The sequence below is a fragment of the Zymomonas sp. genome, assembly GCF_020216885.1.
Classification (GTDB): Bacteria; Pseudomonadota; Alphaproteobacteria; order Sphingomonadales; family Sphingomonadaceae; genus Zymomonas.
Genome location: NZ_JAIWON010000089.1, coordinates 1 through 12,776, shown reverse-complemented (window position 1 = coordinate 12,776; position 12,776 = coordinate 1). Strand labels below are relative to the sequence as shown.

Genomic DNA, 12,776 nt, shown 5'->3' with positions numbered 1-12,776 from the left:
CTAACACGCCTCAAAATATTATAAAATAATATTTAAGTTAATAATTTTAATTTTTTATACCAAAAAATAGGGTGTTATTCCTTTTCTGGAATCGAATAGCAAGGCTCTGCGGGTAAAGCCTTTTCTGTCTGTCATTTTTTGTGTATCTCCTCTTCAACTTTTACCTATAAAATTCGCCAGAGCCTATAAAACCCATATCTTGCTGATTTTGTTGTTTTATAATGGCGATGTCTTTTTATTCATTTGGTATTTTGTGGAGGATGTGCACTGCGCTTTCAAAAGATATCTGAAAATACTCTATTTGTGATGACTGACGATATTATGGGAAATGAATTCCATCTTTGGTTCATCATCAAGATGATATCATTGCAAGCAATGTCTCATCTTATTCTTTTCTTCCTGAAATAACGGAAGAAATAGCCTCTTTGCTTTGCATAAAATGATTGTATTTTTGCAGCAAAAATACTTGATAGTATAATCAACGATCTTGTAACGGACTTAAGCAAGATCATTACTCCCTAGGTTTACAGCAATGCCCCAACCCGAGCCTTTCCGAAATAGATCAGCCCCCCTCATCGCCCTTGTCGGTGCCGATGGAAGTGGCAAGACCACTGTTGGTCAGGCATTGCTTGAATGGTTGCAGACAATGCAGCCAACGGCTTTTTGTCATCTCGGGAAACAAACCGGAAATTGGGGGCGGGCTATTGCCCGTATGCCTTTTGTTGGCAAAAAACTTGATAAACAAGTTATTGCCCGCTCTTCCAAAGCACGGGATGAAAAAGGCGCAGGGGCAACGGTTTCAATCGTTATTTTTGCGCTTTCTATGCGTCGGGTGTTTCGTTTTTTGCGGATGCGAAGGCTCCATCGCAAGGGCTTTATGATTTTGACCGATCGCTACCCTCAATCAGTGGTACCGGGACCCATGGATGGGCCCGGCTTGGTCGCCAGAAATCCGAAAGGCTTTATTGCTCGCTTTTTGACGGGGCGAGAGCAAGCTTTATATAATTGGATGGCTTCTTATAAACCGGATATCGTTATCAGGCTCAATGTCGATCTCGAAACCGCATTAAAGCGCAAGCCCGATCACCGACCCGCCTCTTTGGAAAGAAAAGTAAGGGATGTCCCTCGCTTGTCTTTTAATGGAGCGCCTATTCTCGATCTGGATAGCCGCGAACCATTGGATCAGGTAATTGGCAAAGCCAAAGCCGCCATTCTCGACGTTATTGCGCGTTATGACCCAGCGACCGCCAAGTAAACCCATGGAATTATTATTGGATAACAAGACGCTACCGATTGAAAAGGCTCCATATCAAAAGGCTCATCAGGCGGGTAAACTGATCGCGCTTGTCGGCTGTGATGGTAGTGGAAAATCCAGTCTCACGACGGATCTTATCGCTGCCATAGAAAAATATACGCCTGTTAAACGCTACTATCTTGGCCTCGGTTCGGGCGATTTAGGGCGAAAAATCGGACAAATTCCCTTAGTTGGATCATGGATTGAAAATCTCCTCAAACAAAGGGCAACGACCACACGGACAAAGGGTAAAAAAATTCCGGGTGTTATGACGGCATTAGTTGTCTATTTTTTCTCTTTGCGGCGTTTTTGTTCCTATCTCAAAATGAGACGCGCTTTAAAGGCTGGTATTACGGTTATCACAGACCGCTATCCACAGGCTGAAATCGCTGGACAATGTGACGGGCCGGGTTTGTCGGCAGCCAAGGCTGGCAATCGTTTTGTCGGTTGGCTGGTGCGGTCAGAAGCTGCACTTTACCAACGGATGGCGTCATTCCGACCTGATCTCGTTTTGCGCCTAGATGTCGATCCTGAAACAGCCCATGCTCGTAAACCCGATCATGATATTGAGGCGCTTCGTATCAAATCGGAAATTATGCAGCATTTGACTTTCGGTGGTGCCCATATGGAAGTCATCGATGCCACGCGCCCCTATAAAGCTGTCTGGAATGATATTGTGCGTTTGGTGCAACCCTATCTAACGGTTGACCTCGCTTCAAACCAGAAATAGCACAAAAATCCATTCAATATGGCCAGACTTCATCCCGAATTTTGGCCTTAGATTTTACTAAGGTAAGAAAAGGCAAGAACCGCCTATGTCAGGATGGTTGAAAGACCGCGTTTTTCGAACTGTTCTGAAAAACGCAGGATATCTGGGATCAACAAAACTGATCGGCGCTTTAATTGGGCTAGGCGCGCTGATTGGGGCAGGGCGGATGCTGACGGCGGTAGAATTCGGTACGTTGATGCTGATTCACACTTATGCTTTGGGGGTTGGTGCCTTAACCAAGTTTCAAAGCTGGCAGATGATTTTAAAATTTGGTGCCCGCCCTTACGAACAAGGCAACCGCTCTATTGTAGCCAAAGCTATCCGCTTTGCGGTTGGACTGGACATGGCTTCAGGCGTTTTCGGTATGGTCGTTGGCATGACGATATTATGCTTTGCTGCGTCTTATGTCGGGATTGGGCAACAATATAAAGCGATCGCACTTTTATACTGCACGCTTATCCCAACCATGTCATCGGCGACTCCAACGGGTGTTTTGCGCTTGGTTGGGCGTTTTGACCTTCTTGCCAAACAACAAATTATCACCCCTTTTTTGCGGGGTATTGGCGCGCTGCTTTCTTGGATATTTGGCCTCGGTTTTGTCAGCTTTGTTGCGACATGGTATTTAGCGGATATCGCCGGAGACCTCGTTTTATGGATAATGACGGTAAAAGAACTCCGTGAACGGGACATGCAATCGGCTTTGCGTCCCAGCCTTCGGGAGGCACCTGCTTCTTTACCGGGGGTATGGAATTTCGTCTGGTTGACCAATCTTAATACAACACTTGATGCCTGCTGGTCTCCGGTTGGCAATCTGATTGTCGGTGGTATGTTGGGGGCGGCGGCGGCTGGTCGATACAAGATTGCCACGACCTTATTGGATTCTGCGGTCAAACCAGCCCGTTTTCTGGAAAAAGGTTTCTATCCTGAAATTATGCGCCTTGATCCCAAAAGCCGCCATCCTTGGCATCTGGCCTTAAGAACTGGCCTTCTGTCGGGGGCGATAGGCTTATGCGTCATGTTGGTTATCTTAATCGGTGGCAAGCCTCTTATCAGTCTGTTCGGACATAAATATGCCGAAGCCTCAACATTGATGACGATCATGTCACCCGCCTTGGTGATCTCTATGGCCTGTTTCCCTCTGGAATCGCTGCTCTATATGGCAGGACAAGCCAAATCCGTTCTTGTTGCCCAGATTGTATCGGTCATAACCTATATTACCGCTCTTGTTTGTTTAACCCACGCTTTTGGCCTGCATGGGGCAGGGATATCCTATATTTTTGGTATCTTCCTATTAAATATTTTAGCCATGATTCCGGCGCTTATAGGCTATACACGTCGCCATCTTCTGGAATCCGAAACTGTTACTAACAGCGAAGTTTAAAGAGAGCAGGGAATCGATGGGTTATAAAAAAGCACCGAAAAAGAATATCTCGCTGGCTTATCCGCGTTTTACAGATGCCGAACTTGATCAATTGTTCGAAAATGTCCTGCTAGATGACGAACCTCATCTTGAAGCTATCTGCCCTGACAGTGACCGACCTGCCTTGAAAGAAAATGATAGCGAAGAATGTTATCGCCTTTGCTGGCAACTCCTCGAAAGAGGCGTCAATATACCGGATTTCAGACGACTAGTTCTAACGATTATCAAACGTGGCGGCACGGATGATAGCGAAGAAAAACTGGCTTTCAAATATGCCCGCGCTCGTTTTAAACATATTCGTTTTGCCTGTGCCAATATGGATGAACGGCACCGTTATCCATGGTCTGTCAATCTCGTGACCAGCCTAATGGGGCATATGCAAGATGCCTTCAAAAACCGGCAAAAAGGCAAAACGATATTGTGGGGCGCGCTGCTTTATGCCGCTCTTATGCCGCCTTTTTACACTATTGTGCGCTGGCAACTCGCTGATTTCAGGGCTGCCAGTGTGTCAAGTTTGATGCATTATTTTGCGGATCAAAATCGTAAGATCAAAACCGCCTTGGAAGATGACAAGGTCACAGGTCATAAATTCCATAATATTCGCAAAATTATCAGCCGTCGCATTTCTTTTAACGATACCTTACGGGTTATCCATCCGGCCAATTGGAATCACCAGATGTCTTTCTATCTGGCTACAATCAATGGCCTTATGGGCGATATGCATGACGAATTGGTCGAAAAACAGATTCGAGGCGAACAGGATTATACCAAATTCGCTTTTCCGATACCTGATTCAATCCTTAGCCGTTTAAAAACCCTATTGAAACTGGGTGAAAACGGCTTTTAATCACGAAAAACTTACGCTGACAGTTTTTCCCAATGTCGTCCAATGGCCATAAATTCTGCAACCGAAACCGTTTCAGGACGACGCGTTGCGTCAATGCCAGCCAATTCCAAGGCTTCCATCATATGCTCGATGTTTTTCAGGCTTTGGCGCAACATTTTCCGCCGCTGATTAAAGGCTGCGGCGGTAATTTTTTCTAACGTCCCTAATGACAGGCCTTCCGGCTGATCTTTCGGGGTCAAATGCACCACCGCAGACATCACTTTTGGCGGAGGAACAAAGGCCGAGCGATGCACAGGAAAACTTAATTTCGCCTCGCTCCGCCATTGTGCCAAAACAGATAAACGCCCGTAATGATCTGTCCCCACCTTGGCGGTAATGCGTTCGGCAACCTCTTTTTGAAACATCAAGGTCAAGGAATCCCACCAAGGCTGCCATGTTTTCGCTGTCAACCAACGGATAAGAAGCGCGGTTCCAACATTATACGGCAAATTAGCAACGATATGGACGTGATCCCCCAAGACAGAAGCCTCATCAATTTCCATCGCATCGCCGGAAATGACCTGAAGCTGATCGGGGAAATACGCCGATAATTCTGCCAAAGCAGGTAAACACCGCCTATCCCGCTCCACAGCAGTCACTTTCGCTCCTGCCTTTAGCAAGGCACGCGTTAGTCCTCCGGGGCCGGGACCCACTTCATAAACGGTTTTTTGCGTTAAATCGCCGGGAACACGGGCAATTCTATCTAATAGCTGGCTATCAAGAAGAAAATTTTGACCCAAGCGTTTGTCTGCCGACAACCCATGACGCGCAATGACAGCCCGCAACGGCTCAAGCGTTTGATCCAGCATAGTGATAGGCTTATCCGTCTATAGAATTTTGAGCATAGGCTTGGCGGTTATGGACAGAATTGGCCGCCATTACCAAAGCCGCCACCATGGCGCCTTCATCCGCCTTATTCTTCCCAGCCAAAGGAAAAGCCGTGCCATGATCTGGCGAGGTTCTGATAATCGGTAAGCCCAAGGTTGTGTTCACACCATTATCAAAATTGATCGTTTTGATCGGAATCAAGGCTTGGTCATGGGTAGGACATAAGGCGACATCATAAGTCGCCCGCGCCCGCGGGCTAAACAGAGTATCCGCAGCAAAGGAGCCTTTAATATCAATATTTTCGGCTTGAAGCTGCTTGATAGCCGGCTCGATAATATCGATTTCCTCACGCCCAATTGTGCCATTTTCTCCGGCATGGGGATTTAATCCGGCGATGACGAGGAGAGGGGATGGAATAGCAAAATTTCGTTTCAGATCTTCCACAGTGACCCGCGCTCGACTAATAATGAGTTCAGGCGTTAGCTGCTCCAAAACATCACGATAGGGAATATGGATAGTCAGCGGCACAGTTCTCAACTCAGGTCCCGCCAACATCATAACCGCATCATCGGCCGCAATACCGCAACGATTAGCTACAAATTCGGTCTGCCCCGGAAAGGTAAAACCAACCTGATAGAGTTCCGCTTTTGAAACCGGTGCCGTTACCAAAGCCGAAGCCTGTCCCTCTTTGACCAAAGCCACGCCTTTTTCAAGGGCAGCAAAAGCGACCTCGGCACCGGCCTTATTCGGCTTACCGGGGATAATAGCTTCTTTTGAGGGGATGTCCCACACCGGTAAAGCCCGACTGAAAACAGAAACAGCGTCATCCAGATCAGTGATCGCGACCACAGGAATCGATGAAACCGCCTGAATAGAAGCGGCACTGCCAATCGCAAAGAAAGGCATAATCTGATCGCTTTTTCGGCGTGACCATGCTTTCGCAACGATTTCAGGGCCTATACCCGACGGGTCTCCCAATGTGACAGCAAGCGGTTTCATCTTCTTTTCCAATCTAACGCTATCCGATTTTGGTACCGGATTTAACGGTAATCAATAATAGCGTCACGTCTTAAATCGCGTAGATAGCGAATAGCTCTTTTATTGACTCGGTCTTCCTGCAACTGATTATGAATCTGCTGGAAATTAGGCTGTTTTGCCACTTTCGGGTCATCTCGGCCGCAAACGACCAAAACACTGACGCCTTCTTGAATAGACCCAAAGGGCACAGTCGATTCACCCACTTGCAATCTGGCGACCATATTTTGCAAAAGTGGCGGCATAGAGCGAATGCTGATTTGGTCATTCGACATGACATCAGCTCCGATTTTTCGGGCAATTTCATCCACCGAGCCACAGCCTTTTAATTCTTTTGTCGCATCTCGTAATTTGGCTGTTTTCTCGTCAGCCATATTTTGCAACGTGCCGGGCGGGAAATTGATATATATCTGTTTCAACGCCACGATCGCATCTTTGGGATCAATGCCCAAAATCTGCTGTTTTTCTAATAATGCTACAATAGAAAAGCCACCAGGGGTTTCAATCGGGCCCATCAAACTTCCGACGGGCATATTTTTAACGACGGCGGCCAAGGCATCAGGCAATTGCTCTGCCTGAATAAAGCCCATATCGCCGCCTCTCGCTGCTGAAGAAGCCTCGGAATATTGGGATGCAAAGGCGCTAAAAAGCCCCATTCTTTCGTTGGTGTTACCCCGTTGCAGAATCTGGTCTTGAATTTTGTTGGCCTTGGCACGGACTTCGGCACGGTTCGTATCATTCGCAGAAAAGAAAATTTCAGCGATATGATATTCATCTTTACCTTTGGCCGCTTTCATCCGATTGATGATATTTTGAACTTCTTCGTTACTAATATTAACAAAAGGTTCAACGCGGCGGCCTAACAGACGACGCCAAGCCATATCCGCTTCGACCTGACGCTTCACTGATTTTGTCGAAGAACCAATAGCTTGTAAATCTGCGCTAAAGGCCTCCGGCGTTTTTTTCATATTGCGCGCGTAATTCTGAACGACCTGATCCAATTCAGTTGGCGTGATGATAATATCATTGGCCTTCGCTTCTTGGATTTCCAAAGTTTCATCGATCAGATTGCGCAAGATCTGCAATCTTGCCGTATTGCGATCTTCTTCAGAAATCCTGCTGATATCAGCACCAGCCGAAGCCAGAATTAAAGCAAAGCGCTGCTCAATATCCGTATTGGTAATGATGGTGCCATTGACGATAGCCGTCGCTTTATGAACATTTGGGTTGCTTTTACCAAAAACCGTCATTTCCTGCGGTAATTTCAGCCCTAGATTACCGCTTTGTGCCAATAGGAAGGCAGGGGCAGCCACTGCCACGCCTCCCGCGAGTATCATCGCGACAGTTCTTTTGATGCGTTTTTTTGAAACGGTGTATAGTTTCTGCGTTACCCGCAACTTTGTATCCTCAATGGCTTCCACAAGACTTCACCTTTATATGGGGAAGCACGCTCGTTTTGAAAATGAAAAATACTTTTTTCACTATAAATTTTAAGCAAAATCCTAAGATAGGCCGCTTTCCGCAGCCATTCGCCCAAGGTTAACTATTCATATTCTTAAGGGCAAATCGCAGCATGAAACTATTACCACGGCGGGAATCCCCGACCGTTGAATAATCGCGCCGCCATGTCACACCCAAAGTCAGACAGTTATCGTCATATTCAATGCCCAAGCGATGCCGGACAGGCTGGAAACCATCCGACAAAAGGCTGCTGTTGGTATTATTATAGAGATCAGCCTGCTGCTGATTAGCGCGCTGATCTTTTTTGGTGGTCATATCGACTGTGGTCGAACCAAAAATAGACCAATAATGAGAAATCTGGATACGCCCACCCAGACGCAATTCTCGATAGTTACCCAAATCAGGTTCCAACTGGGTATCAATATCACGGCTCAATTGGAGGTAACCCACCATAAGATAGGTGCGCTTACTACCGATTGTGGCATTCACTTCCTGACGACGGATCGCCAATGTTTTGCGGTCAAGGCGAATACGCTCTGTTAATTTAAAGAAAGAACCATAGCTTAAAGTCGCGCGACCAACATAGTCGGAGAAGCGGCGGTTAAATCCGGTGCCCTGTGGGAAGATTTCATCTTCGGTAATAATCCGCATACTTTGTCCGACATTACCATAAAAAGAAAATCTTGGACGATGGAAGGTATATTCACCCCCATAGGTTACACGCGTGCCATCTTCCCAGCGATCATATCCGGGGAAACGATTGATTGAAAAAAGATTGGTATCCTGAAGGTCGATCGACCGTGAATCTTCATCTGGAATAGATAAATTCTTGACATGGGGAGAGGTCACGATCTGAACTCTTGGGGTTAAAACCTGATTGCCTCCAAAGGCTTCACCCGCAAAAGGCCAACTGACATCGACCGCACCGGCGGCAATACCCCGTTGTTGCCATCCGCTCATCCCGCGATATAACTCACTTGTCAAAGCATTGCCGCTGCTATGATACAAATCTTGGCGCAGCAAAGCCGTAAAGGTCACGCGCTGCCCCAAGGGGGTATATTTTCTTAAATTCCATTCCGCACTAGCAAAGGCGCGTTGGGTATCTTGCCCCGTAATACGGGTTAAATTCATGCTGTTGGCTTGGAAGGAAAATTCACCTCCCAACCAAGGATCAGGCATCCGCATCCGCCAATCAATAATCGGTAAAGCCATGGGCTGGCTGCGTGAATGATCGGTAGGCCGCAACCCTTGGATAACCCAACCGGCCACCGAAAAATAACTATTATCGGTAATCCGCTCAAGATTGATGGTCGAACGCAAACGGTCATCCCAAGCAAAGTCATAGCGCCGCAAGAAAGTTTTATCAGTCGTTAATCGAATGGAACCGGTCAAACTCCATTTAGGGTCGATCTGGAATTTACCATTGGTATTGATATAGCCACGCATCTTGGAATGGGCATTGCTGTCAGCAAGGGTCGGATTTTGGGATTCGGCTGGCAAAGGCGTGCTTCGCGTCAACATCCCTTCAACCTGAAAAAAACCTTTGCTGAAAAGCTGACGATATTTTCCGCCCAGACCGGGATCGGCTTTTGTAAAAATATACGGGGTCAGGGTTAAATCACGGTCAGCGGCCAATCGGAAATAATAAGGCACAGAAAATTCAAAACCGTTCATTTTTGACCGCTGGATATGCGGAATCAAAATCCCAGAACTCATGGTTGAATTTTGGTCAGGATAAGAAAAATTCGGCAATTTAAGGATCGTATGCCCCAAAACATCCAGTCTTGGGGATTTGAAAACGACTTTTTCCTTATTCGGATCACGAATAATTTTAACCGCCGAAATGCGCCATAAAGGGGTCTTTGGACATCCCTCGTCATTGATAACACGACAAGGGGTATAGGCCGCCATATCAAGGGTTGTCACATCATTGACACGGGTCGCTTTATTCGCAGCCATCCGTGACCCGTTTTGCATGACCAGCAAGATATTCTGGATAACACCATCTTTCAGATGGGGATCAAGATCGGCTTTGTCACTATAAGATATTGTGCCGTCTTCTTGAATAATGATGACGTGGCCGGTTGCTGTTACTTTATCGGCTTTTCTATCCCATTGCAGCTCATCAGCACTCAAACGCGTTTCATTTTGAACCGCATGGACTTTGCCATTTACCGTTACAATGTCATTGTCATGATCATAAACAAGATTATCCGCTTCAAATGTAATCGGTGCCTCTTTTTTGCTACCTGCATCAGAGTTTGAAGCCTTATGGGTCGCTGTTTGATCTGAAGAAGGCGCAACCGAAGGTGGCGTGCCTGTTTCAGCCGCAGCTTGCGATAGGAAAATGCTGGACAGAATCAGCGGCATGGCCGTGAGCATGTCGGTTCTGAGATACTTCACATTTCTCCTTAACGTGTAATCTTTGATTTTCCCAAAAAACAGCTTTCGGTGTCATTCCGAAAAGGCGGCTATTCTCTTGCGAACCAAAACTGGGTTGATAAGCGATAGTATATGAATAACCGTTTGATAAAATGTAATGACAGGATATTTTCTATAAGGCGCTTTGGAAAATCATACAGTAATTTTTCGTATCCAGATAAAAGAACGGGCTGTTTTTGCCCGTTTCTATCAAAAAATGAAAGCCATCTTTTCCGGTTATTATAACCCCTGACCGATAAATCAATCAGTATGTTAGATTATTTCCTTGATATTCTATTTTGATGAAATAGCTATATCCTGTAGCCTGATAGAGATGACGGCTGTTTTTGGATGAGAGTTTTAACGATGGCGCTTCCTTTAAATATCGATTTTACGACTGGCAATAGTGATAAAAAGACCCCACTGGTTATACCGGCGAAAAAGGGTTTTACAGCAGCAGATCTTTCCCGTTTTGGAGAGGAATCTCAGGCACTGGCCGCCGTTGCCCTTGAAAATGCTCGCTTTACGGGCAAGGCAGGCAGTCTGGTCGAACTGGTGCTATTGGAAAAAGACGCGCCAAGACAATGCGTTTTAGTGGGTATCGGCTCTGATGCTGACTATGACAAGGCAGGGGCTGCGGTTGCCGCTCGTTTCCTGACTTCCGGTATTCAGGCCTTAGAAATCGATTTTACTGGTTTTGATGCGGATAAAGCAGGCAAAGCCGCCGCTTCGTTTGCCTTCGGCGCGGTTTTGCGTGGCAACAGCCTGAATGGCTATCGCACTACCTTGAAAGACGATGAAAAACCCAGCCTTAAAACGCTTTATTTCAGCCAGATCAACGCTGAAACCGCCGAAAAGAAATGGAAAAAACTTTCGGCTATTGCCGAAGGCATCCTTTTTACTCGTATGCTGGTGACGGAACCGGGCAATAAACTCTATCCTGAAACTTTCGTTGAGCAGTGCAAAAGCCTGACCGATCTTGGTCTTGAGATCGAAATCCTTGATGAAAAAGCCTTGGAACAGGCCGGTATGGGTGCGCTTCTCGGTGTGGCTCAAGGGTCAGCCCGTCCGCCGCGTTTATTGGCGTTACGCTGGAACGGGACAGGCAAAGCCGATTCCCGTCCGGTTGCTTTTGTGGGTAAAGGCGTGACCTTTGACAGTGGCGGTATTTCCTTGAAACCGGGTGCCGGAATGGAAGGCATGAAATGGGATATGGGCGGTGCTGGTGCCGTTGTCGGCGCAATGAAGGCCTTGGCTCTCCGTAAAGCCAAAGCCGACGTGATCGGGGTTTGTGGTCTGGTTGAAAATATGCCAGATGCCAATGCGCAACGTCCGGGTGATGTGGTTAAAACCATGTCGGGTCAAACTGTCGAAGTCATCAATACCGATGCCGAAGGCCGTTTGGTGCTTTGTGACGTTCTGACTTGGGTGCAACAGAAATATAAACCCGAAGTCGTGGTTGATCTTGCCACTTTGACGGGGGCGATGATTATCACCTTGGGTCACGAATATGGCGGCCTTTTCTCGAATTGCGATAAATTGGCCGATAATTTGTTGAAGGCAGGACAGAAATCTGGCGATGGTTTGTGGCATTTGCCGATGGGTGATGCCTATGACAAATTACTGGAATCGCATATTGCCGACATGAAAAATGTTGGGCCCCGTTATGGTGGTTCGATCACGGCGGCACAGTTCTTAAAACGCTTTATCGAAAAAGATGTCCGCTGGGCGCATCTTGACATTGCCGGCATGGTCTGGGCAGATAAAGCGGCATCTTTCTGGGATAAAGGCGCAACCGGTTTCGGCGTGCGTTTGTTGAACCAGTTTATTTCCGATAATTTTGAAGATTAAGGCATTTTCCTTTGGTAGCACGGGTTGATTTTTATCATTTGCTCTCGGCAAAGCTGGAAAATATTCTACCGCGTATTGCGGAAAAAACATTGTCCAGTGATAAAAAATTGCTGGTTGTCGTTCCCGATGATCAGCAAGCCCGCTACTGGGATGACTATCTTTGGCGTTATGAAGATACCAGCTTCCTCCCTCATGGCAGGGTAGGCGACGGCGATGAAGCAGAACATCCCGTCTTAATCTCGACATCCTTGGAGGCTGTTAATCAGGCGAGCTATATCGCATTAACAGACGGGTTATGGCGACCAGAGGCCTTAAATTTCGAGAGAGTATTTTATTTTTTCGATGAAATTGCGGTGCAACAAGCACGGCAAGCATGGCGTTCTTTGAAAAATATCGACGGTGAATGTCATTACTGGAAACAGGATGAACAAACGGGGCAGTGGAAGGCGATGGCCTAACAAGTAAAAAGCCCCATCATCGCAATCATATCCAAAAATCTCTTTTCAAAAGAATACCGCCTCAAAAAAGGCGGCATCCTTAAAAATCAACCTAGCTAAAACAGGCGGAACAAGCCTTCTCTTGAATATAGGCCTGCCATTTTTTCGGGGCTATTTTATGGATATTTTGGCCGTCACTATCGACCGCTACCGTAACCGGCATATCCTCGACCTCAAATTCATAAATAGCTTCCATGCCCAAATCTTCAAAAGCCAAAATTTTTGCGGATTTGATCGCTTTTGAAATCAAATAAGCCGCGCCGCCGACCGCAATCAAATAAGCCGCTTTATTGTCCTGAATGGCCTTGATGGTG

Annotated in this window: 11 protein-coding genes; 6 read left to right on the top strand and 5 right to left on the bottom strand. The window is 46.7% G+C overall.

Annotation, left to right across the window (positions count from 1 at the left end):
• The first annotated feature begins 532 nt into the window (after window positions 1–532).
• From LDL18_RS04895 to LDL18_RS04880, 4 genes are all read left to right on the top strand, one after another.
• Window positions 533–1,255 (top strand): nucleoside triphosphate hydrolase, encoded by a 723-nt coding sequence (locus tag LDL18_RS04895; RefSeq protein ID WP_296507339.1) that lies wholly within the window; start codon window positions 533–535, stop codon window positions 1,253–1,255.
• Window positions 1,256–1,259: 4 nt separating this feature from the next.
• A complete protein-coding gene (locus LDL18_RS04890; protein ID WP_365974760.1) occupies window positions 1,260–2,024 on the top strand; it encodes a hypothetical protein in 765 nt (254 codons plus the stop codon).
• Between the two features lie 85 nt (window positions 2,025–2,109).
• A complete protein-coding gene (locus tag LDL18_RS04885; RefSeq protein WP_296507335.1) occupies window positions 2,110–3,444 on the top strand; it encodes an oligosaccharide flippase family protein in 1,335 nt (444 codons plus the stop codon).
• 16 nt (window positions 3,445–3,460) lie between these two features.
• Complete coding sequence (locus LDL18_RS04880) at window positions 3,461–4,330, top strand: hypothetical protein (RefSeq protein ID WP_296507333.1); 870 nt, start codon at window positions 3,461–3,463, stop codon at window positions 4,328–4,330.
• An 11-nt stretch (window positions 4,331–4,341) separates the two neighbouring features.
• Here the strand turns inward: LDL18_RS04880 and rsmA are convergent, their stop codons facing one another.
• The 4 genes from rsmA to lptD all read right to left on the bottom strand — a co-directional run bounded on the left by rsmA (window position 4,342) and on the right by lptD (window position 10,096).
• Complete coding sequence (gene rsmA, locus LDL18_RS04875; protein WP_296507332.1) at window positions 4,342–5,178, bottom strand: 16S rRNA (adenine(1518)-N(6)/adenine(1519)-N(6))-dimethyltransferase RsmA; 837 nt, start codon at window positions 5,176–5,178, stop codon at window positions 4,342–4,344.
• Between the two features lie 10 nt (window positions 5,179–5,188).
• Window positions 5,189–6,196: a 4-hydroxythreonine-4-phosphate dehydrogenase PdxA gene (pdxA, locus tag LDL18_RS04870; protein ID WP_296507329.1), complete on the bottom strand. Its 1,008-nt coding sequence runs from the start codon at window positions 6,194–6,196 to the stop codon at window positions 5,189–5,191.
• A gap of 41 nt (window positions 6,197–6,237) precedes the next feature.
• Window positions 6,238–7,653: a peptidylprolyl isomerase gene (locus tag LDL18_RS04865; protein WP_296507327.1), complete on the bottom strand. Its 1,416-nt coding sequence runs from the start codon at window positions 7,651–7,653 to the stop codon at window positions 6,238–6,240.
• A gap of 118 nt (window positions 7,654–7,771) precedes the next feature.
• The gene (gene lptD / locus LDL18_RS04860; RefSeq protein WP_296507325.1) at window positions 7,772–10,096 is read right to left on the bottom strand and encodes an LPS assembly protein LptD; all 2,325 of its coding nucleotides are present in this window, start codon (window positions 10,094–10,096) and stop codon (window positions 7,772–7,774) included.
• 384 nt (window positions 10,097–10,480) lie between these two features.
• Here lptD and LDL18_RS04855 point away from each other — a divergent pair, with 384 nt between their 5' ends.
• Together LDL18_RS04855 and LDL18_RS04850 are read left to right on the top strand one after the other, a co-directional pair.
• Window positions 10,481–11,965: a leucyl aminopeptidase gene (locus LDL18_RS04855; RefSeq protein WP_296507342.1), complete on the top strand. Its 1,485-nt coding sequence runs from the start codon at window positions 10,481–10,483 to the stop codon at window positions 11,963–11,965.
• Window positions 11,966–11,976: 11 nt separating this feature from the next.
• A complete protein-coding gene (locus tag LDL18_RS04850; protein WP_296507323.1) occupies window positions 11,977–12,423 on the top strand; it encodes a DNA polymerase III subunit chi in 447 nt (148 codons plus the stop codon).
• A 91-nt stretch (window positions 12,424–12,514) separates the two neighbouring features.
• On the opposite strand, the gene LDL18_RS04845 is transcribed toward LDL18_RS04850, so the two are convergent.
• A partial coding sequence (locus LDL18_RS04845) for a fumarate hydratase C-terminal domain-containing protein (RefSeq protein WP_296507321.1) occupies window positions 12,515–12,776 on the bottom strand: 262 nt, incomplete at its 5' end.

Bases quoted from the DNA above. Each gene is read 5' to 3' on its own strand.
- LDL18_RS04855 (WP_296507342.1), top strand. From the start codon at position 10,481: ATGGCGCTTCCTTTAAATATCGATTTTACGACTGGCAATAGTGATAAA.
- rsmA (WP_296507332.1), bottom strand. From the start codon at position 5,178: ATGCTGGATCAAACGCTTGAGCCGTTGCGGGCTGTCATTGCGCGTCAT.
- pdxA (WP_296507329.1), bottom strand. From the start codon at position 6,196: ATGAAACCGCTTGCTGTCACATTGGGAGACCCGTCGGGTATAGGCCCT.
- LDL18_RS04880 (WP_296507333.1), top strand. From the start codon at position 3,461: ATGGGTTATAAAAAAGCACCGAAAAAGAATATCTCGCTGGCTTATCCG.
- LDL18_RS04890 (WP_365974760.1), top strand. From the start codon at position 1,260: ATGGAATTATTATTGGATAACAAGACGCTACCGATTGAAAAGGCTCCA.
- LDL18_RS04885 (WP_296507335.1), top strand. From the start codon at position 2,110: ATGTCAGGATGGTTGAAAGACCGCGTTTTTCGAACTGTTCTGAAAAAC.
- LDL18_RS04895 (WP_296507339.1), top strand. From the start codon at position 533: ATGCCCCAACCCGAGCCTTTCCGAAATAGATCAGCCCCCCTCATCGCC.